This is a genomic window from Pseudarthrobacter sp. AB1, assembly GCF_014926485.1.
Lineage (GTDB): Bacteria > Actinomycetota > Actinomycetes > Actinomycetales > Micrococcaceae > Arthrobacter.
Genome location: NZ_PZKO01000020.1, coordinates 84,220 through 108,621, shown reverse-complemented (window position 1 = coordinate 108,621; position 24,402 = coordinate 84,220). Strand labels below are relative to the sequence as shown.

30 protein-coding genes are annotated in these 24,402 nt (G+C 65.4%); 19 read left to right on the top strand and 11 right to left on the bottom strand.

The features are described 5' to 3' along the window. Positions 1-18 precede the first annotated feature (18 nt). From DAD99_RS06640 to DAD99_RS06625, 4 genes are all read left to right on the top strand, one after another. Positions 19-507, top strand: coding sequence for a hypothetical protein (locus DAD99_RS06640; RefSeq protein ID WP_193340857.1), 489 nt, complete (start codon positions 19-21; stop codon positions 505-507). Further along, positions 504-1,319: an AzlC family ABC transporter permease gene (locus tag DAD99_RS06635; RefSeq protein WP_193340921.1), complete on the top strand. Its 816-nt coding sequence runs from the start codon at positions 504-506 to the stop codon at positions 1,317-1,319. The genes DAD99_RS06640 and DAD99_RS06635 overlap by 4 nt, the downstream gene beginning before the upstream one ends. Further along, positions 1,316-1,627 (top strand): AzlD domain-containing protein, encoded by a 312-nt coding sequence (locus DAD99_RS06630; RefSeq protein ID WP_193340856.1) that lies wholly within the window; start codon positions 1,316-1,318, stop codon positions 1,625-1,627. Before DAD99_RS06635 ends, DAD99_RS06630 begins: the two co-directional genes overlap by 4 nt. Before the next feature lie 425 nt (positions 1,628-2,052). Beyond that, positions 2,053-2,361 (top strand): hypothetical protein, encoded by a 309-nt coding sequence (locus DAD99_RS06625; RefSeq protein ID WP_193340855.1) that lies wholly within the window; start codon positions 2,053-2,055, stop codon positions 2,359-2,361. Between the two features lie 5 nt (positions 2,362-2,366). Here the strand turns inward: DAD99_RS06625 and DAD99_RS06620 are convergent, their stop codons facing one another. Continuing rightward, positions 2,367-2,585, bottom strand: a complete 219-nt coding sequence (locus tag DAD99_RS06620) for a hypothetical protein (RefSeq protein WP_185262350.1) — start codon at positions 2,583-2,585, stop codon at positions 2,367-2,369. 186 nt (positions 2,586-2,771) lie between these two features. Beyond that, positions 2,772-3,407, bottom strand: a complete 636-nt coding sequence (locus tag DAD99_RS06615) for a TetR/AcrR family transcriptional regulator (protein ID WP_193340854.1) — start codon at positions 3,405-3,407, stop codon at positions 2,772-2,774. Between the two features lie 120 nt (positions 3,408-3,527). Between DAD99_RS06615 and DAD99_RS06610 the strand changes: the two genes are divergently transcribed. From DAD99_RS06610 to DAD99_RS06585, 6 genes are all read left to right on the top strand, one after another. Continuing rightward, positions 3,528-3,851 carry a thiamine-binding protein gene (locus DAD99_RS06610; RefSeq protein ID WP_141139239.1) on the top strand — a complete coding sequence of 108 codons (324 nt, stop codon included), beginning with the start codon at positions 3,528-3,530 and terminating at the stop codon, positions 3,849-3,851. Positions 3,852-3,908: 57 nt separating this feature from the next. Beyond that, complete coding sequence (locus tag DAD99_RS06605; RefSeq protein WP_193340853.1) at positions 3,909-4,586, top strand: O-methyltransferase; 678 nt, start codon at positions 3,909-3,911, stop codon at positions 4,584-4,586. Positions 4,587-4,685: 99 nt separating this feature from the next. Continuing rightward, positions 4,686-5,165 (top strand): Dps family protein, encoded by a 480-nt coding sequence (locus DAD99_RS06600; RefSeq protein ID WP_193340852.1) that lies wholly within the window; start codon positions 4,686-4,688, stop codon positions 5,163-5,165. 22 nt (positions 5,166-5,187) lie between these two features. Next, a complete protein-coding gene (locus DAD99_RS06595) occupies positions 5,188-6,345 on the top strand; it encodes a hypothetical protein (protein ID WP_193340851.1) in 1,158 nt (385 codons plus the stop codon). Continuing rightward, on the top strand, positions 6,339-7,739 hold the full coding sequence (locus DAD99_RS06590; protein ID WP_193340850.1) for a bifunctional PIG-L family deacetylase/class I SAM-dependent methyltransferase: 1,401 nt from the start codon (positions 6,339-6,341) through the stop codon (positions 7,737-7,739). Before DAD99_RS06595 ends, DAD99_RS06590 begins: the two co-directional genes overlap by 7 nt. A gap of 1 nt (position 7,740) precedes the next feature. Then, positions 7,741-8,499, top strand: a complete 759-nt coding sequence (locus DAD99_RS06585; RefSeq protein ID WP_227007732.1) for a glycosyltransferase family 2 protein — start codon at positions 7,741-7,743, stop codon at positions 8,497-8,499. A 197-nt stretch (positions 8,500-8,696) separates the two neighbouring features. On the opposite strand, the gene DAD99_RS06580 is transcribed toward DAD99_RS06585, so the two are convergent. The 4 genes from DAD99_RS06580 to DAD99_RS06565 form a co-directional block, all read right to left on the bottom strand. After that, positions 8,697-9,797: a YihY/virulence factor BrkB family protein gene (locus tag DAD99_RS06580; RefSeq protein WP_193340848.1), complete on the bottom strand. Its 1,101-nt coding sequence runs from the start codon at positions 9,795-9,797 to the stop codon at positions 8,697-8,699. 116 nt (positions 9,798-9,913) lie between these two features. Then, positions 9,914-10,516 (bottom strand): DUF3618 domain-containing protein, encoded by a 603-nt coding sequence (locus tag DAD99_RS06575; protein WP_193340847.1) that lies wholly within the window; start codon positions 10,514-10,516, stop codon positions 9,914-9,916. Then, positions 10,513-10,944, bottom strand: a complete 432-nt coding sequence (locus DAD99_RS06570) for a phage holin family protein (protein ID WP_193340846.1) — start codon at positions 10,942-10,944, stop codon at positions 10,513-10,515. Before DAD99_RS06570 ends, DAD99_RS06575 begins: the two co-directional genes overlap by 4 nt. Further along, entirely contained in the window at positions 10,944-11,879 is a 936-nt protein-coding gene (locus DAD99_RS06565; RefSeq protein ID WP_193340845.1) for a hypothetical protein, read from the bottom strand. The genes DAD99_RS06570 and DAD99_RS06565 overlap by 1 nt, the downstream gene beginning before the upstream one ends. Before the next feature lie 188 nt (positions 11,880-12,067). Between DAD99_RS06565 and DAD99_RS06560 the strand changes: the two genes are divergently transcribed. Next, entirely contained in the window at positions 12,068-12,550 is a 483-nt protein-coding gene (locus DAD99_RS06560) for a hypothetical protein (protein ID WP_193340844.1), read from the top strand. 123 nt (positions 12,551-12,673) lie between these two features. Continuing rightward, positions 12,674-13,624, top strand: a complete 951-nt coding sequence (locus tag DAD99_RS06555) for a spermidine synthase (RefSeq protein WP_193340843.1) — start codon at positions 12,674-12,676, stop codon at positions 13,622-13,624. Here the strand turns inward: DAD99_RS06555 and DAD99_RS06550 are convergent. Then, positions 13,591-14,565, bottom strand: coding sequence for a LysR family transcriptional regulator (locus tag DAD99_RS06550; RefSeq protein ID WP_193340842.1), 975 nt, complete (start codon positions 14,563-14,565; stop codon positions 13,591-13,593). The genes DAD99_RS06555 and DAD99_RS06550 overlap by 34 nt on opposite strands. A 129-nt stretch (positions 14,566-14,694) precedes the next feature. Here DAD99_RS06550 and DAD99_RS06545 point away from each other — a divergent pair, with 129 nt between their 5' ends. Together DAD99_RS06545 and DAD99_RS06540 are read left to right on the top strand one after the other, a co-directional pair. Further along, a complete protein-coding gene (locus DAD99_RS06545) occupies positions 14,695-16,077 on the top strand; it encodes an MFS transporter (RefSeq protein ID WP_193340841.1) in 1,383 nt (460 codons plus the stop codon). A gap of 52 nt (positions 16,078-16,129) precedes the next feature. Continuing rightward, positions 16,130-16,879 (top strand): 3-hydroxybutyrate dehydrogenase, encoded by a 750-nt coding sequence (locus DAD99_RS06540; RefSeq protein WP_193340840.1) that lies wholly within the window; start codon positions 16,130-16,132, stop codon positions 16,877-16,879. 84 nt (positions 16,880-16,963) lie between these two features. Here DAD99_RS06540 and DAD99_RS06535 read toward each other — a convergent pair whose 3' ends face one another. Both DAD99_RS06535 and DAD99_RS06530 read right to left on the bottom strand, forming a co-directional pair. Then, the gene (locus DAD99_RS06535; RefSeq protein WP_185262367.1) at positions 16,964-17,227 is read right to left on the bottom strand and encodes a hypothetical protein; all 264 of its coding nucleotides are present in this window, start codon (positions 17,225-17,227) and stop codon (positions 16,964-16,966) included. 180 nt (positions 17,228-17,407) lie between these two features. Further along, a complete protein-coding gene (locus DAD99_RS06530; RefSeq protein WP_227007731.1) occupies positions 17,408-17,815 on the bottom strand; it encodes a helix-turn-helix domain-containing protein in 408 nt (135 codons plus the stop codon). A 123-nt stretch (positions 17,816-17,938) separates the two neighbouring features. Between DAD99_RS06530 and DAD99_RS06525 the strand changes: the two genes are divergently transcribed. Beyond that, entirely contained in the window at positions 17,939-18,802 is an 864-nt protein-coding gene (locus DAD99_RS06525; RefSeq protein ID WP_193340839.1) for an SDR family oxidoreductase, read from the top strand. A 111-nt stretch (positions 18,803-18,913) separates the two neighbouring features. On the opposite strand, the gene DAD99_RS06520 is transcribed toward DAD99_RS06525, so the two are convergent. Then, positions 18,914-20,401, bottom strand: coding sequence for an amino acid permease (locus DAD99_RS06520; protein ID WP_193340838.1), 1,488 nt, complete (start codon positions 20,399-20,401; stop codon positions 18,914-18,916). Between the two features lie 226 nt (positions 20,402-20,627). Here DAD99_RS06520 and DAD99_RS06515 point away from each other — a divergent pair, with 226 nt between their 5' ends. From DAD99_RS06515 to DAD99_RS06500, 4 genes are all read left to right on the top strand, one after another. Further along, on the top strand, positions 20,628-21,056 hold the full coding sequence (locus DAD99_RS06515) for a hypothetical protein (RefSeq protein ID WP_193340837.1): 429 nt from the start codon (positions 20,628-20,630) through the stop codon (positions 21,054-21,056). Then, on the top strand, positions 21,050-21,283 hold the full coding sequence (locus DAD99_RS06510; RefSeq protein WP_160677130.1) for a helix-turn-helix transcriptional regulator: 234 nt from the start codon (positions 21,050-21,052) through the stop codon (positions 21,281-21,283). The genes DAD99_RS06515 and DAD99_RS06510 overlap by 7 nt, the downstream gene beginning before the upstream one ends. Beyond that, positions 21,280-22,251, top strand: coding sequence for an NAD(P)-dependent alcohol dehydrogenase (locus DAD99_RS06505; RefSeq protein WP_193340836.1), 972 nt, complete (start codon positions 21,280-21,282; stop codon positions 22,249-22,251). Before DAD99_RS06510 ends, DAD99_RS06505 begins: the two co-directional genes overlap by 4 nt. 435 nt (positions 22,252-22,686) lie before the next feature. Continuing rightward, positions 22,687-24,171, top strand: a complete 1,485-nt coding sequence (locus tag DAD99_RS06500; protein ID WP_193340835.1) for an HNH endonuclease signature motif containing protein — start codon at positions 22,687-22,689, stop codon at positions 24,169-24,171. Between the two features lie 15 nt (positions 24,172-24,186). Here the strand turns inward: DAD99_RS06500 and DAD99_RS06495 are convergent, their stop codons facing one another. Then, positions 24,187-24,399 (bottom strand): hypothetical protein, encoded by a 213-nt coding sequence (locus tag DAD99_RS06495; RefSeq protein ID WP_193340834.1) that lies wholly within the window; start codon positions 24,397-24,399, stop codon positions 24,187-24,189. Positions 24,400-24,402: the final 3 nt, after the last annotated feature.

Below are 24,402 nucleotides of genomic sequence, written 5' to 3'. Positions count from 1 at the left end.
CTGTGATTGAGTGGACCCATGCCTTTTCGCTGGTCCGCCCGGGCCACCCAAATCGTCTCCGCGGCGGCCATGAGCGCGCTGCTGATGACCAGCGCCATGAAGCACTTCCGCGAGCCAAAATTCTTCGAACAGGTGGTCCCTGACTACCTTTGCCGCGAGATTCCGGGTGCTCTTGGCGCGTCGCCGCACGGGAGCGAAGCACCGGCGCCCGACGGCGGCAATCGGCCCTTGGCCGTCATGTCACGGGAGGAATGGATTGCGGTGAGCGGACTGCTGGAGGCGGGCGCCGCCGTCGGCCTCCTGATCCCGGTGACGCGGCAGGCTGCTGCCACCGCCGTTACGGCTATGTTCGCGGTCTTCCTGGCCGGGCACCTGGACGCCCTTCGCCGCGCGTATGGCCCTGCCGGTTCGCCGGCGCAGCGCAACGTGCATACTGTCAGGCTGCCGCTCCAGGTGCCGCTGATCCTGTGGGCCTGGAGCCTGCGGAAACCGGGACGACGGCGATGAAGCTGCTCGCCTCGCCCGCCGTGCGGGTGGGGATCTCGATCAGCATTGCAACGGGGCTTTACGGAATTTCCTTCGGCGCACTGTCTGTCACCTCCGGACTTGATTTCTGGCAAACCATGGCGCTCAGCCTGCTGCTCTTCAGCGGCGGCTCCCAGTTCGCGTTCATCGGTGTGGTGGCGGGCGGAGGATCCGGTATTGCCGCCATGAGCGCGGCCACGCTGTTGGGCATGCGGAACGGCATCTACGGCATGCAGCTCAACGCCCTCCTGCATCCGACAGGCTGGCGGCGGTACGTCGCAGCGCAGGTCACCATCGACGAGTCGACCGCCACCAGCAGCGGGCAGACTGATCCTGGTGAGCAACTCCGGGGTTTCTGGACGGCCGGCATTGGCATCTACATACTCTGGAACCTGTTCACCGCAGTGGGTGCCCTCGCGGGCAGCGGGTTGGGCGATCCCAAGCAGTGGGGCCTGGACGGTGCAGCGGTGGCCGCATTCCTAGCCCTGCTGTGGCCTCGGCTCAAGGGCCGGGAACCGGCGGCGATTGCTGTGGTGTGCGCCCTGGCCACGGTGGTGGCCGTGCCGTTCGTTCCCGCGGGCGTGCCCATCCTGATTGCCGCTGTCGTGGCTGCGCTGATCGGCTGGTTCAGCCACGGACGCAGTGATGAAGGCCTGGAACCGGACGTGGATCCCTACCACCCGCACCACGGGCGCCGGGACCGGATCAACAACACGCGCCGGGACAAAGAACCGGACACGCATCGGGACAAGCACGGGGACGGCCACGGGCAGGCAGGGCAGGCGGGCACATGAATCTCTGGATCTGGTTGTTGCTGGCGTGCGTCCTTGCCTACGCCTGGAAACTGGTGGGCTATTTCGTCCCGGCAAAACTGCTGAAGGACCCCCGGATGTCGCGTATTGCCGGCACCATGACCATCGGACTGCTGGCATCGCTGACCATCGTCAACACTGTGGCGTCCGGCCAGACGCTGGCCGCCGACGCGCGGCTGGGAGCCCTCGCCGCCGCGGCCGTCGCACTGGCCTTTCGGGCGCCCTTCCTCGTGGTGGTCGTGGTGGGTGCCGGTGCTGCAGCCCTGCTGCGGCTGATCGGTTGGAACTGACCGTCCATCCTGTGAAACCGGCATCAAACTACTGGTGGTGCGGTTCACATGCGTTGTAGCATGGGCCTGGCTATGCAGTTGGCCGTGGACTCTCGTGAGAGCGCTGACCATGGAGATAAGGCTGCATCCAGTCGGTTCAAGACCCATCAAAGCCCGCCGTCAGGCATCTGGTGGTAGGCGAGCAGGACTGCCGGTCAAGCGCTTCTTTACCCGGTTCCGGTCCTTGGCCGACCTGCCGCCCGAGGACCTGGATTTACTTTCCGGGCGCATAAGACGGGCCCTGGACCTCGGCCAGGGAGCGAATATGGCCGCCCTGCACGCGGCGGTTCGGGCCGAAGTCCGAAACCGGGAAACGGAACCGGACGGCTGAAGGCCGGAAAAATGTCGGCGTGACGCAGTTTGCAACGCCCAAAGGAGCCCCTTAGATGAATGATCAGCCCGATCCCAACGCGCCCGATCCGGGCAGCGGAACCGACGACCCCAAGGGTTCGGACCCGAAGCCGCGGCCGGTGTACGACACCAGTGTCTCCGAATCGACGCGGGAACTGCGGGATACTTCCCGTCGCCGTCGCGACGCAGAGGAGAAGCTGCAGCAGCATCTGGTGGAGGCCAAGGAGCATGTGCCCCACGACTACGATCATGACCCGCACAAGCATGGCAAGGAACACCCCGGGGCGGAGGGGAAAGACAGCGCCGGGCGCCAGGAAACCCCGCCCGCAGAACCCCAGCCGTAGGCCGGTCAGGCCGTTTGTTCATCCTCTGGCGACCCGATCCGGCGGGCGCTTTCTTCAACTCCCAGCTCGTACCAAACCTGCGCACCGAACACTGGGGTGGGAGTGTCGAGGTTTTGGAAGAGGGTGTCCAGCAGATTGGCCAGGTCTTCCGCTGCCAACGAAGGAAGGATCTTCTCCGGGCCGAGGGGGTCGTGGATGAGCCGGGACAGGTCAGCCTGGTTCATCGGCGGACGATGGCGTTGGATTGGTTGCGCCGCGGTTGTTTCACTGTTGCTCCCTCTGAAGATTCAGAGGCTGGCTGCGTAACCCTACCCGAGTCTAATCCAACCTTGGGACACCAACAATGGGGCGACGGGGGCTCTGTGCAGGCGAGTGCTTAGCCGGCCCGGCGGTTGGTCAGGCGGGGGGTGTCAGGTGAACTGTGGACCCTGTAGCTGCGGAGCGGGCAGCGGTACATGCGCGGGCAACGGGCGGTGGGGCCGTTCCGCGCGGATGGCGTCCTCGATCAGTGCCAAGGGGCGGCGCCAGGCATCGGAACCCGGTTCCATGGTGTCCACAACGCCGATCAGCATGGCGAGCAGGCGGAACATGTCAGTCATGGAAATATCGGAACGCAGGGTGCCCTGACCTTGGCCGCGGCCCAGCAGGACGCTCATGGAATCCATCAGTGAGCCGGTGATGCCGGTGAGGAGTTCGCGGCGGCCCGCAACGGCGCCCAGCAGGTTGGCATCAGCGCTGGCCGCGGCCATGAGGGCTTCGAGGACGCGCAGCAGCCCCGCGGTTGCGTCGATGTCAGCCAATGCGCCCGCCATGACGGGGTCCACGGTCTCGCGAAGCTGCCGGTTGAGGGCGGCCAGGACCAGTTCCTCCTTGTCGGCGAAGTTCCGGAACAGGGTGGCCGGGCCAACGCCCGCCGTCAACGCAATGGTCTGGAGTGGAACCTCGGGACCATGCTCCCGGAAGCACTGGCGCGCGGCCAGGACGATCTTGTCCACGTTCCGGGCAGCGTCTGCACGTAGTGGCTTGCGGACGACAGCAATGCTCATTCGTTCAGGTTAGCAATGCGGCAGGCAGCCATCATGGTTACCGGAGGGTAGCCGGCTATGTGACGCTTTGCCGGCCTCGCCAAACCCGTTCAGGGTTGGGCTGCATGACAGACTTGCCCTATGTTGCTTGCATTTTCAGTCGCCCCGTCCGGTACGCCCGCCGGGGGATCGCGTCCCACCGACGCTTCAGTGCACGACGCCGTTGCGGCCGCCGTGCGGATCGTCCGGGAGTCGGGCCTGCCCAACCAGACGGACTCAATGTTCACCACCATCGAGGGCGAATGGGACGAGGTGTTCGACGTCGTCAAGCGCGCCACCGAAGCCGTGGGAGAGTTTGGCAGCCGTGTCTCACTGGTCATCAAGGCGGACATCCGGCCTGGCTACAAGGGCGAGCTCAGCGCCAAGGTTGACCGCCTCGAAGAGGCACTCTCAGACGGTTCCTAAGCAGGTTTCCTGCGCCGAGTCCTGGACCGGCGCATGCCCGCGTGCCAGACTGTGGCCATGTTTGAGCACAAGACCCAGCCGGGGTGGGTGGCCGTGGAAGACTTCCTCACAGCTACAGTGGTGCATCCGGACGCTGCGCTCCAGCAGGCGGTGCGCTCCGCCGTCGACGCCGGGATGCCGCCCATTGAAGTCACGCCCAACGCCGGCAAGCTGCTTAAGCTCCTGGTTCAGCTGTCCGGCGCCCGGAGGGTTCTGGAGATCGGCACCCTGGCCGGGTTCAGTAGCATCTGGATGGCGCAGGGACTGCCCGACGGCGGCCGGCTGGTGACGTGCGAATATCTCGCCAAGCACGCGGACATCGCCAAGGCGAATGTGGAGGCGGCCGGGTTGGGGGACAAGGTAGAGGTCCGCGTGGGCGCTGCCCTGGACACTTTGGCCGCGCTGCAGGCGGAGGGCCAGGAGCCGTTCGATTTTGTGTTCATCGATGCGGACAAGGAAAACGACGTCGCGTACCTCGAATGGGCCGTGCGCCTGGGCAGGCCGGGAACCACAGTGGTCCTGGACAACGCCGTCTGGGAGGGTGCCGTGCTGGATCCTTCCATGGACCAGGTCAACGCCCCGGGGATCATCAGCGCCCTGGAGCTGCTGGGCCAGCACCCGCAGCTCGACGCCACCGTGATCCAGACTGTCGGCTCCAAAGGCTGGGACGGGTTTGCCCTGGCACGCGTCCGCTGAGCGCACAGCGCCACCGGGACATTCGTCAATTGCTAAGTATGCTTAGAATGACTGTCCGGCCAATGCTCCGTCCGGAGCCGCCTGCACTGGAGGAACACGATGAAAGCGTCACCCACCCTTGCCAGCAACCTTCAGATGGTCCTCACGGACCTGATTGAGCTCCATCTCCAGGCCAAACAGGCCCACTGGAACATCGTGGGCACCAACTTCCGAGACCTTCACCTGCAACTGGACGAAATCATCGCCAGTGTCCGGCTGTTTGCCGACCAGACGGCAGAGCGGATGCGGGCACTGCACGCCTTGCCCGACGGGCGGAGCCGGACCGTAGCCGCAGACACACGCCTTGATGAGCTCACCGGCGGGCTGATTTCCACGAAGGAGGCCGTCAAGCTGGTCACGGCCAGGCTGGAGCGGACGGTGAAGACCATGCGGGATGTCCACGATGAGGTGGACGAAGAGGATCCCACCAGCGCCGACTTGCTGCATGCCGGCATCGAACGCCTGGAACAGCTGGCGTGGATGGTCAACGCCGAAACCATGACGCCGTCCACCGCCGTCACGGACCCGGCGGCAACGTAGGTCAGGCCGGAGAAACGCCAGAATGTCTGCATCGCCCCAGCGGCCTGTCCGCATGATCTCAACTCAATCCGAACTGGCTTGGACAGTTCCCCTGCTCGACTCCGTGGCCTCCGCGGCAGGCGACGTTCCCGCGTTGCTGTCGTTGGCCCGGGAGGCAGGAGGCAACTGGCCGCAGCCAGGGGGCGGGCATACTGCCCATCTCTGGGAGCTGCTCGCTTCCGTCTCCGCCGTGGACGTTGCCGCCGGGCGTGTCTTCGAACCGCATGTGGATGCCCAAGCGATCCTTGCCCAGGCAGGGAACTATCGGGCGGGCCACGATCCGGCCGATCGCGCGGGGGCATGGGGAGTGTTTGCCGCCGAAGGCCCGGGGCTTCGCCTCGAAGCCAAGACCGGCGACGCCGGAATTCTCTTAAGCGGGTCCAAGCCGTGGTGTTCACTGGCCACGCTCCTGGACCGGGCCGTTATCACTGCCCACACAGAAACCGGCGGACGAGCCGCCTTTGCTGTGGACCTCCGGCATCCGGGCGTGACCTGTGACGAGCCGGCATGGGTGGCCCGCGGGCTGCGGGAGATTCCCAGCGGTACGGTCCATTTCAGCCAAGTGCCCGCACAGCAACTGGGCAGCGACGGCTGGTATTTCAGCCGGCCCGGATTTGCCTGGGGTGGCATGGGGGTAGCTGCCTGTTGGCTCGGGGGCGCCGTGGGCGTGGCACGGGATTACAAAGAGGCCTTGACTGCCGCAGCCCGGTCCGGCCGCGAACCTGACCAGATTGCCCTGGCTGCACTCGGCGAAACAGACAGGATCCTCACCGCCGCGCTCCAGTACCTGGCGCGAATGGCAACAGTTGTTGACGACGGCGGCCTGTCCACCGGGGACGATGCGCCGGAGACTGGAGGCCGCAGCCCGGAAGCCAGGGAAAGCCCCTGGAAGCCAGGGGCGCACACGGGGACGGACGGGAGCGTATGGAGCGATGCGTTACGCGTACGCGGAACCGTAGCGGCCGCCGTCGAACGCGTCCTCTCCCTGGTCAGCCAGAACCGGGGACCGGCGCCGCTGGCGTTCGACGAACCGTATGCCAAACGCGTGGCGGACCTGGCGCTGTACGTGCGCCAGCACCATGCCATGCGGGACGACGCGCAGCTGGGAAAACTGACGCTGAAGGGGGAACATCTGTGGTGACTTTTTCGCACACGGACCAGGGGACTGCCGAGGCCCGTTGGGCGGCGAGCGGGCTCGCCGCAATAGCGGAGTTGCCGTTGGGGCAAAATGAACTGGCTGCCATGCGGTTCGTGGTGTTGGCTGCACACCCCGACGACGAGACCCTGGGCGCCGGGGGCCTGCTGGCGCTGCTGCACTCGCTGGGCGCCGACGTCGAGGTGCTGCTGTGCACAGCGGGGGAGGGCTCGCACCCGGACTCGGCGACAACCACGCCTGAACAGCTCGCCGCCGTCCGGCTTGAGGAGTTTGCGGCGGCGATGCGAGTCCTGGGGATGGCCGGACGCTGGCGCTTCCTCGGGTTGCCGGACAGGGGCCTGCAGGAACTGGCGCCGGAAATCGCCGACCGGCTGCGCGAGGCCATTGGCCGATTCGCCGGCCCACCGCAGCAGCTGGCAATTGTGGCACCCTTTCGGGATGACGGGCACGCGGACCACAACGCCCTCGGCGAGGTGGCCGCGGACGTCGCCGGCGAAGATGGGCACGGCCTGCTGGAGTATCCCATCTGGTACTGGCTGTGGGCCTCCCCGGAGGACCCTGCATGGCGGTCCTGGTCGCGCGTTCCGCTAAGTACTGAACAGCAGGCGGCGAAGAGATCCGCCATGGACTCACACACGAGCCAGATACGTCCGCTGTCAGGGCTGGCCGGAGACGAAGTGCTCCTCGGCGAGGGGCTGCTGCAACATTTCAGGCGCGCTTTTGAGACATTCGCCTGGACGCCGCCCGGGGCCCAACTGGTCCACTCCCCTCCCCATTCCAGCGCGGACGCGCAACGGATCTTCGACGCCGTGCACGCGGAGTCCGATGACCCCTGGGCGTACACCACCAGCTGGTACGAGCGGCGCAAGCGCACCCTCACCCTCGCCGCACTGCCCCAGGAGACCTACCTTTCCGGCCTGGAAATCGGCTGCTCCATCGGAACATTGACCGCCGAACTGGCCCCCAGATGCACCAGCCTGCTTGCCGTGGATGCCAGCGGTACCGCGCTTGAGCATGCGGCCCGCCGTCTCGCGCCGTTTCCCGGCGTCAGCACGCGGCAGTTGACGCTCCCTGCCGACTGGCCCGGGGGCCGCTTTGACCTCGTGGTGGTCTCCGAGGTGGGCTACTACCTGTCGGCGGCAGAGCTGGAGCTGCTGCTGCAGCGGATCCAGGAATCGATGGCGCCGGGCGGCACGCTGCTGCTGTGCCACTGGCGGCACCCGGTTTCCGGATGGGAGCTCGACGGCGACTCGGTCCACGCGCTGGCCCGGAACCGGCTGCGGTGGCCCACCGCCGGTCTGTACCAGGAACGCGATTTTGTGCTGGAAACGCTCGTGGCTCCCGCCGATGCCGCCGATCCCGGACCTCCGGTGTCCTGAGATGGGCGGGATCGAGCAGGTTGCCGCGGTTATTCCGGTCCATAACGAGGAACCGCACCTGGCACGTGCGCTGGCAGCGCTCAGTAGCGCAGCTGATGCGCTGCAGCAAAGCCAACCGGACATCGACTTCGCCATAGTGGTGGTTTTGGACGCCTGCACGGACGGCTCGGGCTCCGTGGCAGCACGGTTTGCAGCGGCGGATGGCCGCATCGCCCTGCTGCCGGTCGCGTTCCGCAGCGTGGGGAGGAGCCGGCGGGCAGGGATCAACCTGCTTCTCGCAGGACGCTGGCCGGACCGTTCGCGGGCGGGCCGCCTGCTGGCCACCGAACGGGTGTGGCTGGCCAATACAGACGCCGATTCCTGCGTTCCGGAAAACTGGCTCCTGCGCCAAGTGGAACTGGCTGACCGCGGCGCCGATGCAGTCTTGGGAACGGTGGAACCGGATCCGGCGGGGATGGACGGCGAACTCCTGCGGCGCTGGCACGTCCGGCATAAGCTGGGGGAGGACCATCCCCACGTGTACGGTGCGAATTTCGGGGTACGGGCCTCGGCCTACATTGGTGCTGGTGGCTTTCCCCGCCAGCGCTCGCATGAGGACCGGGCACTGGCAGCACAGCTACGCCGCAACGGGTACCGGATTACTTCCACGGACACGGTCCGGGTTGTGACCTCCGGGCGGACCGAGGCCCGGGCGCCGCAGGGATTCGGCGCATATCTGCTGTCCCTTGGCATGGAATCCGCGGTGGCGTTCGAACGCTGAGGAAGCGTAAACGGTGGAACCACATGGCCGCTGCGCAGCGGACACATTGAGGGGGCCGACGACGACTGGGGGGACTGGCCTCGGTCTCAGAAGAGGCCACCTCGCCGCCGACCCCGCCTGACACCCGGGACATCACGGCCCCGGGAAACCTGAGGGAATCTGCTGGTATTGATTTTCCTCCAAGTGGGGTGCCCTGCCTAGTCCCGCGTGGTGGTGTCCCGTTCCGACTGCTCCGCGCCGTTCCGATGGTGCTCACGCAGCTCGCGCCCGCGCCGGATATCGTCTTCCTCCTGCTCTTGTATCTTCTCGCTCCTCTTGGTGTCCCGGGGCGGCAGTTGGATGGTCTCCTCGGCCTCGATTCCGGCCTGGAGTTGCCGTCCCCGCTCCATCTCGGCGTCGAACTCTGCCCCGAACAGCAGCGACATGTTCAGGATCCACAGCCAGAGCAGCATCACGATCACACCGCCGAGCGCGCCGTACGTTTTGTTGTAGTTGCCGAAGTTGGCCACATAGAAGGCGAAACCCAGCGAGGCCAGCAGGAACACCAGCAAGGCGATAAACGAGCCGATGCTCATCCACCGGAACCTGGGTTGCTTCACGTTGGGCGTGGCGTAGTAGAGCATGGCGATGATAGCCGTGACCAGGGCCACGATCACGGGCCATTTCGCGATGTTCCAGACAGTGAGGAACGCGTCGCTGAGCCCGATGGCCCCGCCGACTGCCTCCGAGACCGGTCCACTGAGCACCAGCAAGCCGGCGAGGACGGCCACCGTGACCACTGCCAGCAACGTCACGGCCAGCATGGTCCCGCGCAGCTTCAGGAACGGGCGGCCCTCATCCACTTCGTAAACGCGGTTCATGGCCCTGCCGAACGCTCCGACATATCCGGAGGCTGACCACAGCGCAGCTGCCAGGCCGACGAACAGGGTCAGTCCGGCGGCAGGCGCGGCGGCGAGCTCCTGCACGGGCCCGCTGACGGTGTTCACGGTGTCTGGGGGCGCAACGCCCCGGACGATTTCGAGCAGGGCCGTGCTGGTCTTTTCCGGATCGCCGAAAAGGCCTACCAGTGAAACCAGCGCCAGTAACGCCGGGAACAGTGAAAGCACGGCGTAATAGGTCAGGGCTGCCGCCAGATCGGGGCACTGGTCCTTGCTGAACTCCCTGATCGTCTTTTTGGCGATGTACTGCCAGGACGGTTTGGTGACGTCAGTGGGGCTATCCGGTTTCCGGGAATCGTCGGGCGCCGGAGCGCTGCCCGCCTTGGCGGTGCTGGTTTCGGGTGCGTCGTGAGTGGCCATGGGGTGTCCTCCCGGTGTTGGAAAAAGGAGCAGGCCGGTTCCGCCGGGGGGAGGTGGAACCGGCCCGTCTGTGCGCTGTAGTCGTAAGGTCGTGGCGCACTCAGGGGCTGTCGCCGTTACGTGTTCTGCACGTTCTCCCTCGCGTCCGCGGCACGGTCTTTGACGTCCGCTGCCGCAACCTGGCCTTCTGTCTTGACGTGTTCGGCCGCGTCGGCTGCTGTGGCCTTGACGTTCTCCATGGCTTCCCGCGCCGGTTCTTTCAAGCCCTCAGCGATCTCCTTAGCGGCCTCGGTCAGCTCGGTGGTCAACGGTTCGGCGGCGGATTTGAGGGCTTCAGCTGCTTCGCGCTCTTTCTCGCTCGCCGGGACCAGCGATGACAAAAGCAGGCCGGCGCCGAAAGCGATGAGCCCAGCAGCAAGCGGGTTGCCCTGCGTCTTGGCCTTCACCTGGTGCGGAGCGTCACCAATGGCAGCGCCGGCTTCGCTGAGGGCGTTGCCTGCACTGTCGGTGCGGGCGCTACCGTGCACGCGGCCGGTGGCGTCGTCGGCTGTTCCCATGACTTTCTCCTTCACTCCGAACACGGCGTCCTTGACCTTGTCTGTCTGACGATGGACGATGTTCGACGGCGTCACTTTGTCTGCCACCGCGTCCACGTTCGTGCCCAGGCGGGCACGGGTTGCCTCAATATCTGAACGGATAACGTCCGGGTTCTCGCTCATGGTTTTACCTCACCGGGTTTTAGGGTTGGGGGAATTTCCTGGAGTGTTTCAGCGGTTTGGGGCATGCCCTTTACAGTTTTGAGCTCCCTGCGGCCCACTGACGCCAGCACTGCGGCGATGACGCCCCAGATGACAGCGACGACGACGGCGGACCAGCCGAGTCCCATCAGCCCGCCCAACGCGATCCAGAGGGCGATCGACAGGAACAGGAGCACGAAGTGGACGGCGACGCCGGCGCCGGCCAGCATGCCACCTCCCCTTCCTGCCTTGCTGGCAGATTCCTTGAGTTCGGCCTTGGCAAGCTCCACTTCCTGGCGCATCAGCGTGGACAGGTCGCGCGTCACCTCGCCGAGCAGGTCACCCAACGACGTGTTGTCCGCCTTAGCGTGCGCCGCAGACGGGGGAGGCGCAGGTATCTGGCTGCTCATCAGAGCCTGCCAGCCTGGCCGTCTGCGGAGCGGTCCCGGGTCAAGGGGTCGTTGGCCATAGGATCGTCGGCGAAAGCGCCATCCCGCAAGGGATCGTCGTCGCGGCGCTCATCAGACCACTCCTCCGCGAGCTGCGGGCTGTCCAACGGACTGGCGGGACGCGTAGGGTCACCGTAGCTGCTCCCCGGTGCGCCGCCGTCGAACCCTGCCGTGTTGGTGGCCGGGCCCGGCAACTGCACCGGAGGGGGCGGGACAGTGCCACCAGCCGACGGCGTGTAGCCGCCAGGACCCGCGCCGCGCTGGCCGCCCGTGCCAGGGTAATTCGACGCGGACTCTGGTGCGCCGGCGCTCAGGCTGCGGCTGAGCCGGCCAGCAAGGACTCCTGCGCCGGCCGCGAGGAGCAGGAAAGTCCCAGGGCGCTGCCGGGCGAAGCTCTTGACCTCGTCCAGGAGCGACCCCGGGTCCCGTCCGTCGAGCCAGGCGGCGACGGACGAGGAACGTTCCGCTGCCTGGCGGACCATGTCGGTGGCCACCCCGGGCTGGTCGGACGCCTGGGCCATGGCGTGCAGTTCGTCCGAGACTGACCGGAGGCCGCTGGCTACCTTCTGCTGCTGCGTGCTGGCCTGCTGGGTGAGGTCATAGCGGGCCTGCTGCAGGAGCTCCTTGGTGTTCGCTTTGGCCTCCGATGCGACGTTGGCCGCTTCCGACTTGGCGGTTTCAGCCACACTCTGTGCGGAATCCGCCGCGGTCCGCGCCACATCTCCGGCTTCTTCCTTGGCTGCATCCGTGCGGGAGGTCCCGTACGTATCACCCGTCTGCGGCGCTGCTGTGGGTAACGTGCTGGGGAACGTGCTTGGCTCACGTTCTCCTGTGGTTCCATGGGTGGCAGGTGGAGACGGGTAAGCCGAATCCTCGGGCCATTGGTTCTCTGTCATCTTCGCTCTCTCTTTCAAAAGAAGGCCTGTTGTTGATTAAGAACCAGCGATACTGGCCGTAAAATAGTAAGCATGATTAGTAACGGAAGGTAAGTACCCTTCCTACCTGAATTTCAAAGGGGTTCGTATCGCCTGCCGCCCGGCATCGCAGGGACCCCGTCACAATGAAGTGGAAAGGGTGGGCAGTCGTGGATACAACATCGTGGATTTGGGTGATTATTGCCATCGTTGTGCTGGTCCTGATTGTGCTGTGGCTGGTGACCGGGCGTCGCCGACAGGCCATGCAGCAGAAGCGGGACGAATCACACCGTGAAAAGGCCGCCGAAATGCGCAGGAAAGCCGAGAACATCGAGCTCGATGCGCGTGAGAACGAAGCCCGGGCCAACCGCGCCCGTGCCGACGCGGAAAAGGCACAGGTGGACGCTGCGAGGCTGAAGCAGGAGGCTGAGCAGAAGAACGATGCGGCCAGGTCACTCCGCGAAGATGTGGCCGAGCGCACGCAGAAAGCCGACGCCTTGGACCCCGACATAAATCAGGACGGGGACGCGCGACCCGACGCCATGGAGGCCGAATCCATGCCGGCTGACGCTGACGTGCATCCGGGCGAGGCCAGCCGCGCCGAGGAACTTCGGCGTGACCGGACAGACCGGGACCGACCGCTTTCAACCTGACCCTGATCCCGCAACCTGGGCGTGGTCCCGGCGACGGAACCCATCGCCGGACCAAGACTGCGCGGACCGCCGACGCTGGGTGGTCAATTATGGTTGATCCATGACTGAAGCGGCACACGGGTAATGGCAAAGCGCGCCAAGTCGGGCGGGCGGAACAGCCAGCGTTCGACGGCGGGTGTCATCGAGGTGCCCAAGGGGACCCGTCCTGAGGGCCCGGTTGAGGGCGTCTACTACGTTGATACCGGCGACTGCGAGCTCATTGCGGACCAGGACAACTCCAACGGGTGGCTCCTGAAGATCAACGGCGTCATGAGCTCCCACATCGACCTTGCCGATCCGTTGTTCCTCGATTTTGAGTACATGCGCTGGATGGCGGCGCTGATTGAGTCCCGTTGGCCGCCGAAGTCCGGCAAGGGCGGAGCCAGGGCGGTCGCGCCCACCGCAGGCGGGACAGAGAAGCTGCGCGGACTGCATCTGGGTGGCGGGGCCTGTTCGCTGGCCCGGTACTTCCACACCGCCTATCCGGACGCCCGGCAAGTGGTGGTGGAGCTCGACGGCAAACTGGCCGAGTATGTCCGCGGCTGGTTCGACCTGCCCAAGGCACCGCTCCTTCGCCTCCGCGTGGGGGAGGCCCGCGAGGTCACCGAGACGCTGACACCGGACAGCCGCGACTTCATCATCCGAGACGTGTTTGCCGGTTCACTCACACCGCGGCCGCTCACCACCGCCGAGTTCAATGACCACATCCAGCGGGTCCTGGCGCCGGGCGGCATCTATGTGGTCAATTCCGGCGACGCGCCGGACCTGAAGAATGCGCGTGAAGATGCCGCCACCATCGCGGCCGCATTCAAATACTCCGTCATCATCGCCGACCCCGCCATGCTGAAGGGCCGCCGCTACGGCAACATGGTCATGGCCGGCAGCGACAGCCCGCTCGACGGAGATCCGCAGCTGGCCCGCCGGCTGCTGGGCGGCGCCGTCCCGGCCCACATCTGGAGCGACGCCCAGGTGCGCGCCTTCGCCGCGAACTCCCCGGTTCGTCACGACCCGGCCGTGAACGCCTCCGGTGATTGAGCTCGTCGAAATCCAGGTTTCGACAAGCTCAACCCCCGGAGTTCCCGCCCCTGGCCCAGCAGGGCGTCCCGGTGCGCCGCCGTTTGGTCGCGCAGGGCCTGTACCACGGCGGCCACGGCGGGGCGGCGCATAGAATCGGGCCGCAGCACCATCCAATACGGGAGCAACTCGGCGAAGTCGTCGGGGAGCAACCGGACCAGGTCAGTGTGCAGATTGCCCATAAAGCACGGCAGGAAGCCGATGCCCGCGCCGGCCCGGGTGGCCTCCACGTGGACAAACACGTTGGTGGACGTGAGCCCTTCGCGCATGGCGGGCACCAGCCGCCGGGGTGCGTCCAGATCGTCCACCTGCAGCATGGAATCCACAAAGTAGACCAGCGGGTGTTCTGTCAGTTCGGCCACGCTCGCCGGCGTCCCGTTCTCGGCGAGGTAGGCACGCGAGGCGTACATCCCCAGCATGTACTCGCCCAATTGCACAGCCTCCGCCCGGTGGACCTGCGGTTCGCCCACCACCACTTCGATGTCCAGGCCCGACCGCTGCTGCAGGGCCCGCCGGGTCATAGTCACCACTTCCACGCTCAGCCCCGGGTGTTTCCGGCGCAGCCGCGCCACCGCGGGTGCGGCGATGTAGGCGCTGAAGCCGTCGGTCGCGGTCATGCGTACGACGCCGGTAATCGGGTCAGGTGCCTGGCCTGCCGGTCCCAGCGCACTCACCGCTGCCTCAACCTGTTCGGCAGCCCGGACAGCGTCCGTGCCCAGCTCCGTCAGTTCCCAGCCGCCGGCCGCCCGGGCGAGGACGCGGCCGCCGAGCGCCTTCTCGAGGGCGGCTATCCGACGCGAAACGGTGGTGTGGTTCAGCCCCAACACTTGCGCCGCCGTCGTAAATTTTGCGGAGCGGGATACCGCGAGCAGGATCAGGAGGTCATCGGGATTTGCCATCATATCTGCAATTGTGCACACAGTTGGTGCTGGTTTGGCCATTGAATGCGCATGTTTGTGCAGTAATACTCAGTGGAGCCATTAGTGCTGTGGATCACAGCGCGTGTCAAAGTGGACACTAAGGAGAAACTCATGAGCGTAGAGCAGCGCTCGGCAGACAATGCCGCCGGATCCGCACCCAAGGGATCCGGACTGAAGAAGATTGTGGCCGCCTCGATGGTGGGCACGGTGGTGGAGTGGTACGAATTCTTCCTCTACGCAACCGCCGCCACCCTGGTCTTCGGGAAGTACTTCTTCCCTGCCACCGGCAACGAGCTGGACGGCATCATCCAGGCGTTCCTGACCTATGCGGTGGGTTTCGTGGCGCGCCCCCTCGGCGGGATCGTCTTCGGCCAGATCGGCGACAAGCTGGGCCGCAAACCCACGCTGCAGCTGACCATCGTGATCGTTGGCGTGGCCACCTTCCTGATGGGCTGCCTCCCGGGCTTCGCCGACATCGGCTACCTGGCTCCGGCGCTGCTGGTGGCCCTCCGCTTCATCCAAGGCTTCGCGCTCGGCGGTGAATGGGGCGGCGCGGTGCTGCTGGTTGCCGAACACAGCCCCAACAAATCCCGCGGATTCTGGTCCAGCTGGCCGCAGGCCGCAGTGCCGGTGGGCAACCTGCTGGCAACACTGGTTCTGTTCATCATGTCCACCACCCTGAGCCCCGAGGCATTCCTCGGCTGGGGCTGGCGCGTGGCCTTCTGGCTTTCCGCCGTGATCGTCTTCGTTGGCTACTACATCCGCACCCACGTCACCGAGGCGCCCATCTTCCTGGAAGCCAAGGCCCTTGTGGAGAAGGAGCAGGCCGTCAGCTACGGCGTCTTCGAGGTGGTGCGCAAGTACCCCAAGGGCATCCTGCAGGCCATGGGGCTGCGCTTCGCGGAGAACATCATGTACTACCTGGTGGTCAGCTTCGCGATCGTCTACCTCAAGAGCGTGCACAAGTACGACACGTCCTCGCTCCTGCTCGCACTCCTGATCGCCCACGTCATCCACTTCCTGGTCATCCCGCAGGTGGGACGGCTCGTGGACAAGCTGGGACGCAAGCCCGTCTACCTGATCGGGTCCATCTCCGGTGCGGCCTGGCCGTTCTTCGCCTTCCCCATGTTTGACACCCGCAACGCCGTGGTGATTGTCCTGGCCGTGACCATCGGCCTGTGCCTGCACGCGTTTATGTATGCCGGCCAGCCTGCCATCATGGCCGAGCTCTTCCCCACCCGGATGCGCTACTCGGGTGTATCCCTGGGCTCGCAGGTCACCTCGATCTTCGCTGGTTCGCTGGCGCCGCTGCTGGCTACCCAGTGGCTCAAGGACACCGGTTCCTGGCTGCCCACGGCCATCTATCTGGTGGTTGCATGCGCCATCACTACGGTGGCGGTGCTGAGCCTGAAGGAAACCAAGGGCATCGCCCTGGAGGAAGTGGACAAGGCCGACGCCGCCCGCGAGGGACTGCTCCCGGCCGGCTCACGCTGAGCTGCTTGAGCCGCCGAGCTACTGAGGACTGGGTAAAACGATGGGAAGTGCAATGGATAACACCCTGAACGGCCGCAAGGCCGTGGTGACCGGCGGCGCCAGCGGGATCGGCGCTGCCTGCATCAGGGAACTCGCCGCCCGCGGGGCGAAAGTGGTGGTGGCCGACGTCGACTCCGCCGGCGCTGCCGCCCTCGCCGATGAAGTGGGCGGCACGGCCTGGTCCGTGGACCTGCTGGACGTGGACGGACTCGCCACCCTGAGCCTGGACTGCGACATCCTGGTGAACAATGCCGGGATTCAGAGCATCAGCCCCATCGAAGCGTTCGATCCGGCGGACTTCCGCCGGATCATCGCGCTTATGCTCGAAGCCCCGTTCCTGCTGATCCGGGCCGCACTGCCGCACATGTACGCCAACGGATTCGGACGGATCATCAACGTGTCATCCGTGCACGGAATCCGGGCCTCCCCGTTCAAAAGCGCGTATGTTTCCGCCAAGCACGGCCTCGAAGGGCTGAGCAAGGTGACGGCGCTTGAGGGCGGGGAGCACGGAGTCACATCCAACTGCATCAACCCCGGCTACGTCCGGACTCCGCTCGTCGAAAAGCAGATCGTGGACCAGGCCAAAGTGCACGGCATCCCCGAGGCTGAGGTCCTGGCCAAGGTGATGCTCACCGAGTCCGCCGTGAAACGCCTGGTGGAACCGGAGGAAGTTGCTTCGCTGGTGGCCTGGATGGCGTCCGATCATGCCGGCATGGTCACCGGGTCCAGTTACGTGATGGACGGCGGCTGGTCGGCGCGGTAAGCCCCTGGTCCTTCCGGGGCTTGGAGTTTTTGTCCAGATAACGCGGGTTCAAGGGCCTGATGGGAGCGTTATCTGGACAAAAACTCAGTCCTGGCGCCTCAGGTGGCGGTGATCGTAGAAGAAGACCCCGGCCTCGGCGCCGAGTTCCACGGACGGACCGCGGTGGGACATGATGATTCCCGCGTGCCGGCCGTTGAACGGATCGTCGCCCACCACGGCTTCGCCCACGCGATAGGGGCAGCGCGGGCGGAACGCCGCGAGGACCCGGCCGCAGGCGCGGTGGACGAGGGTAGAGAGTCTGACGGGCCGCCCCATGCTGGCCAGGTCCTGGACGTGTGCTTTCACCATGCGAACCACTCCTTGGAGCGGCGTGGAGCCGCTCAGTCTGGTGCGGTAGCCGGAAAGCTCCCAGCAGAGGATGGTCCTCCTATTCCTGGCTGGCACCTTACAAATACGGTAGGCCCTATTCACACCAGTCACACCAGTAACATGTACTCGTCTTTGCGGACCAGTCCTACTTAGGTGATCTCAGGGTTGGAGCGGGCTGTTGAGGATGTCGTCGGCGTTGTTGTAGGCCCAGGTGACCAGGGGAACCAGCAGGCCGGACAGTTCATAGCCGCGCTGTGTCAGGCTGTAGTCCACGCGGGGCGGGATGACCGGCTGGGCCTCCCGCAGCACCAGGCCGTCGCGCTCCAGGGTCTTGAGGGTCTGCGCCAGCATTTTCTCGCTGATTCCCTCTGCGCGGCGCCGGAGTTCGCTCCAGCGCTGCTCGCCTTCCGAGAGCGCCAGCAGGATCAGCACTCCCCATTTGCTGGTGATGTGGTCCAGGACGGTGCGGCTGGGGCATCCGGCCGGGAACACGCCGTCGGCCAGTCCTTCCGGCAGATGTGCCCGGAGATCTGCCGGCAGGCTGGCGGGCCATACGGTTGCTTCCATACCTACAACTTACCAAAAGGTAAGTACCTTACTTCAAAGTACGTACTGTCTTTCAGGAAGTATCGGCAAGGATGGCTGGTTGTGAAGGGTGACCCCCTAAGGAATGGTGAAAGGAACCAACCCATGAGCATCGTTATCACTGGAGCAACCGGACAGCTTGGCCGTCACGTCGTCGAGGCCCTCCTGCAGCGCAATGTTCCGGCAGCAGAGATCGTGGCTGCCGGCCGGTCCATTGAAAAGCTTGCCGACTTCGCAGCCCGCGGCGTCCAGGTCAAGGCGATGGACTACACGGACCCCGCCTCGGTGGCGCTGGCCCTGCGGGGCGCCAGCAGGGTCCTCCTGATTTCCGGCAGCGAGGTTGGCCAGCGCGTGGACCAGCACCGCACCGTGATTGAGGCAGCAGCAGCGGCGGGCGTGGACCTGATCGCCTACACCAGCATCGCCAATGCAGACACCACCGGCATGAAGCTGGCCGCCGAGCACCAGGCAACGGAGGCCATCCTGAAGGATGCAGGCGTGCCGTTCGCCGTCCTCCGCAACGGCTGGTACCTCGAAAACTACACCGACCAGCTCCAAGGCACGCTTGCCCAGGGCGCGCTTGCCGGAAGCGCCGGGGAAGGCAGGATCAGTGCCGCGTCCCGGGCGGACTACGCCGAAGCCGCCGCCGCCGTGCTTGTTGCCGAAAACCAGGCCGGCAAGATCTACGAGCTCGGTGGGGACCACGCCTTCACACTCACCGAGCTGGCCCGGGAAATCAGCACGGCGGCCAACAGGCCCGTGGTTTACCAGGACCTTCCTGCCAGCGACTACGCCGGACTTCTCGCCGGATTCGGCGTGCCGGAGCTCTTCGCGGACATCCTGGCGGACTCGGACCTCGGGATTGCCCGGGGCGACCTCCTGGTCAGCGGCTCGGACCTCCGGACTCTGATCGGCCGGCCTACAACGCCCATGCCGGCTGCCGTCCGTTCCGCGCTCGCTTCGGCCTAAACAGCCTCGCGGCCTGGTTGCCCGCCCTGCCTTCAGCGCAGGGCAACCAGGACTTGCTGCCGGTCACTGCGGCCACCTGCACCAGTTGCCCGGCCGCGTTGCCCGGCACCGTCAGCTGACCACCGGCAGCGGCGAAGTTTCGTCCACGAGTTCGGCCCGGCGTCGTCCGTTCCCCTTGACCCACAGCCGGTAGGCGAGGACCAAAAGCCCCAGCCACACCGCGCCCACATAGAGAGCCACGCGGGTGTCCTCGAAGGCGCCCAGGACGGCAATGACCAGTGCCATAAACGCGATGGTCAGGATGGAGGCAGCCGGCCACCACGGGAACGGGAATTCCGACGCCGGCAGGCCCTCCCGCGCGATCTCGCGTTTCATCGCGACATGGGAAGCCAGGATCATGGCCCACACCCAGACGGTGGCGAACGTGGCAATCGAGGCGATCAGGATAAAGACGTCCTCGGGAATGACCGCATTCAGAACCACGCCCACCAGGAGGATGCCGGCCATCATCACTACAGTCATCCATGGCACGCCATGGCGCGAGACCTTGCCAAAAAGTGCCGGTGCATGGCCTTGGCCGGACAGCCCGAACAGGATGCGCCCGGCGCCGAAGATGTCGCTGTTGATGGCGGAGAGTGCAGCGGTGATCACCACGGCATTGAGAATGTGCGGTGCGGCCGGGATGCCCAGGCCACTGAAGATCTGGACGAACGGGCTACCGTTGGTCCCGATCTCGTTCCACGGGAACAGGCTCATCAGCACGCCGAGAGTCAGGACGTAGAACAGCAGGACGCGGACCGGAACCGTATTCACGGCCTTGGGGATGACCTTCTTGGGGTCTGCGGCCTCCCCGGCGGTGATGCCGAGCGTCTCGATCCCGCCGAATGCGAACATCACAACGGCGAACGATGCCAGCAGTCCCTCGAAGCCGTTGGGGAACAGCCCGCCGTGCTCCACGAGGTTGCCGAGTCCCGGAGTTACTGTGGAACCGCCGGCCTGGAAACCGAAGGCGATGATGGCGGATCCGCCGACGATCATGGCGATGATGGCCACCACCTTGATCAGCGAGAACCAGAACTCGAGCTCGCCGAAGACCTGCACGCTGAGCAGGTTCATTGCGGCCAGGAAACAGATGATGGCCAGGATCCAGATCCAGCGGTCCACCTGCGGAAACCAGAAGCCCATATAAATGCTGAATGCGGTGACATCGGCGATGGCCACGATCGCCATCTCAAAGACATAGGTCCAGCCGGTCACAAACCCTGCAAGCGGCCCGAGGTAGCGGCTGGCGTACTGGCCGAACGAGCCCGAGACGGGGTGCCGGACGGCCATCTCGCCGAGGGCCCGCATGACCATAAACACTGCCGCGCCGCCGATAACGTAGGCGAGCAGGACCGCCGGGCCCGCCTTCTGGATGGCCGAGGCTGAGCCGTAGAACAGGCCTGTGCCAATCGCTGAACCCAGTGCCATGAAGCGGATATGGCGGACGTTCAGTCCCCGGTTCAGGACGTGCGCGACGGCGGCTCCCGGCCTGGGCTTTTCGGCCGGGCTTGCGTCCTGGGTGGCGGCTGTGTCTTGCCTGGTGGTGGCGGGCTGCATACGAATACCTTCTCGTCGTTGGGAGGGGGATCGCCAACCAACAGACCACTTTGGCGCCCGAGGTGATGAGATTCACGGGCGGTCGGTGTCTTCCATCTCAGACTGGGGGCGGCGTGTGGTCTTTTCTTTTCCTGCGGAGTCCAAAACTATTGACACCATGTCTGGTTTTCTTTACTTTTGAGATGTCAGCTTTGTTTTACATCTGGTGGGAATGTCAGGAGCGGAAATGTCCTTCGAAGAGAAGAGCGCCTGGATCATGGGGGTGGTGGCTGTGGGCTCTTATGGCGTGTATCTGGCCATTGTCCTGGGGCTGGCCGGCACTATGCCAGTAGCCGAGCTTCCGTACGTTGCTCCACTGCTGTGGACCGTCGGGGCATCCATTGCTGCGTCCATCGCCCTGCACATTCTCCTGGGCATCTTTTCGCCCAAGGAGGCAGGGAAGAAGGACCAGCGCGACAGGGAGATCTACCGTTTCGGTGAGTACATCGGACAGTCGTTTGTGGTCATCGGCGGCGTCGCGGCGCTGCTGCTGGCGATGGCCGAGGTGGACCACTTCTGGATCGCGAACGTCATCTACCTGACGTTCGTCCTGTCCGCCATACTGGGCTCCGTGGCCAAAATCGTGGCCTACCGCTGGGGGTTCCAGCCGTGGTGAAGCCAACGCGGGTAACCAACTCCATCCGGCGCCTGCGGTTCGAACGGGGCGAGATGACGCAGGCCGAACTCGCCGAGCGTGTGGGCGTCACCCGCCAGACCGTCATTGCCATCGAGCAGGGCCGGTACTCGCCGTCCCTGGAGATGGCTTTTCAGATCGCCCATGTGCTCAGCGTGCCGCTTGAGGACGTGTTCCAGTACCCGAACCACGAGGGAGACGCATCATGAAAGCTATCGTTCAGGACGTATACGGGAATTCCGATGTACTCCAGCTACGGGAAATTCCGCAGCCGCTGCCCGGCGTTGGGGAAGTGCTGATCGGGGTCCGCGCGGCCGGCGTCGACCAGGGCGTGTGGCACCTCATGACCGGGCGGCCGTACCTGCTCCGGCTCTTCGGGTTCGGGCTGAAGAAGCCCAAGGTGCCCGTCCGTGGACGCGAGGTGGCCGGCATCGTGGAGGCTGTGGGGGCAGGCGTGACACGCTTTCAGCCCGGCGATGAAGTGTTCGGCACCTGTGAGGGATCTTTCGCCGGATTCGTCTGCGCCCAGGAGAAGCGTGTGGCCGCGAAGCCCGCAAACCTCACGTTCGAGGAGGCCGCGGTGGCACCTATTTCTGGTGTTACCGCGTTGCAGGCTGTCCGCGACGCCGGGCAGGTCCGTACCGGCCAGAAGGTGCTGGTCATCGGCGCCGGCGGGGGAGTCGGGTCCTTTGCTGTGCAGTTGGCGAAGGCATTCGGGGCGGAGGTCACAGGAGTCTGCAGCGCCGGAAAAGTGGAGCTGGTCCGGTCCCTCGGCGCGGATCACGTCATCGACTACACCCAGGACGACTTTGCGCTCGCCGGGCTGCAGTACGACGTCATTCTGGATACCGCCGGCAACCGGCCGCTCTCAGTCCTGCGGAAGGCGCTAAAGCCGCGCGGGATCCTGGTGATTGTCGGCGGTGAGGGCGGAGGGAACCTGACCGGCGGGTTTGAGCGTTCGATGGGTGCGCCGCTGGTGTCGCTGTTTTCCGGGCAGAAATTCAAGGGGCTTGTTTCGACGGAGAACTACGGCGATCTCGAGGCGCTGACCACGCTTATTGAAGCTGGCAGTGTGTGGCCTGCAGTGGACAAGGTATACGCGCTCGCTGAAGCGCCAGCCGCCGTTGAATACATGCACGAGGGCCGGGCCCGCGGCAAAGTAGTAGTCAGCATCTGATTGATTGTTAGGGTCTGGATGGTTCAGGTTATCCACATAGGCAAGAGGGCACGATGCTTTTGCTGGACTCCCGCGGAAAGCTGGAGGTATGGAAAGCCGAGAAGCCTGGGAGGCCGAAAATCGAAAAGCCTTGGAGTCGATCCGCTCGAGGGCCTACGTTCTCGCGAGGAGAATAGTCGCGGCCGCGCCCGACCAGCCGTCGCCTTATGGGCAGTACATTGATTCAGTGGCACGTCACGGCTTGTTCCTGGCCATTCTCGCCGATATCGCTCGGGCGAAAGCTGAGCTCGCTGCTCTGAAGGCCAAGATTGCCGCGGGGTATCCACATGCGCAATCTTCTGCCCGGTTAATGTCAGTGCCTCGCAGGATGATATGAGTGTGGATAGGACGGCATGTGCAGGGGTTTTGGAGGCTATCGCGGCTTCTGCTTTGCAGATGGCCGGTGTGCTCCGTGGGGCAGCTGTAAAACCGGCTGAGGGCTTGGCAGCAGGCTCGTTGGCGGCTGGACCGTCGGCCACTTGGCCGGCTGATGCCCCTTCCACGACGGGCCTGGCTACGGGCTCGGACCTGCTGCGTTGGCGGGCTGAGGCGTGCCTGACCGTTTTGTCCGGAACTGCCGGGATGGAAGCCATGATGGCTGCCGTGAAGGTCCATGCCGTGAACGGTTTCGATGAGGCGGCCCAGGCCATCGCCGCACCCATCACATCCCCTGGAGACCAGACCGCCCAGGACATGGGCATCCAGGCCGAGGTCGCCTGCGCCATGACGGTCAGTGAACGCACGGCCGGCGCGCTGCTCGGCGAATCGCACGTCCTGACGACGGACCTGCCGCTGACGTTCTCGGCGTTGCAGACGGGGACGATTTCGTGGCAGCACGCCAGGATCATGGTCGATGAAACCGTGAACCTGGACCCTGCTGGCAAGCATGCGATGGAGGCGCATTTCCTGGATCCTGACGCCGTGAACGCGGCGAGGGGTGGCCCGGCGGGTGAGCTTTTCCCCGGCCGGTTCCGGGCTAAGGCCCGGACCTGGAGGGAACGCCATCATCCGGTCAGCATCGAAAAACGCCGTGCACGCGGTGTCCAGGATCGGCGGGTGGAGTATGCCCCGGACCGGGACGGTATGGCCTGGCTCTCGGCCTACCTTCCCGCTGATCAGGCGGCGGGGATCTGGGACCGGACCACAGCCGCCGCGAGGGCGTTGCAGGGCTCCGACGAATCCCGGACCCTCACCCAGCTGCGTGCGGACGTTGCCGCGGACTGGCTATTGGGCGGGGAATCCGATCTGATCCCGTCACCGAAGGCCCAAGTCCTCGTGACCGTGCCGGTGTTCGCGCTGCTGGGCCTGACCGATGAACCCGCCATGCTGGACGGATACGGCCCGATCCCGCCGTCGATGGCCCGCCGTCTCGTCGCCGGCGGTGCCGACTCCTTCCACCGCGTCCTGATCGACCCGCGTGATGGTGCTGCGTTGGAGATTGGGCGGAGCAGCTACCGGGTCACGAAAGCCCAACGCCAATGGCTCCGACTCCGCGATGGCAAGTGCCCGTTCCCCGGCTGCAGCAACCAGTCCCTGGACAACGAAGCAGACCACCTCCTCGCCTGGGCCCACGGCGGCACCACCGGCATCTCAAACCTCAGCCAGCCCTGCCACAAACACCACAGACTCAGACACACCACCGGCTGGACCCCCACCCCGGCCACCAAGAATGAACCACCCGGCTGGACATCACCCACCGGACGCCACTACACCAGCGAACACCCCGACTGGGAACCACCAAAGTGGCCCGGAATGAAAGACCCGGAATTCTACGCAGGCGCCGTTCCAGATGGAGGCACCCCGCCCGACGATCCGCTGGATGAGGAGTCATACCCGGACGAGGCGTCATTTCTGACCTCCGGGATGCCCTCGGTAACCTAGGCACGAACCCCGACTTCAGGGCGTGAAGGTGAGCCCGCGCTCGGTGGCGGCCGCTTCGAGAATCCGCAAGGACTTCGGGCCAATGCCGTGCATGGCAAGCAGTTCCCTGCGTCCAAGCATGGCCACCTCAGCCAAGGAAGTGATGCCCGCATGGAGCAGGGCGCCGTTTGCCGGCCGGCCGATCGGTGGCAGATCCCCGATCTGCGCAGTAACGTCGCTGGTGCTCATGCC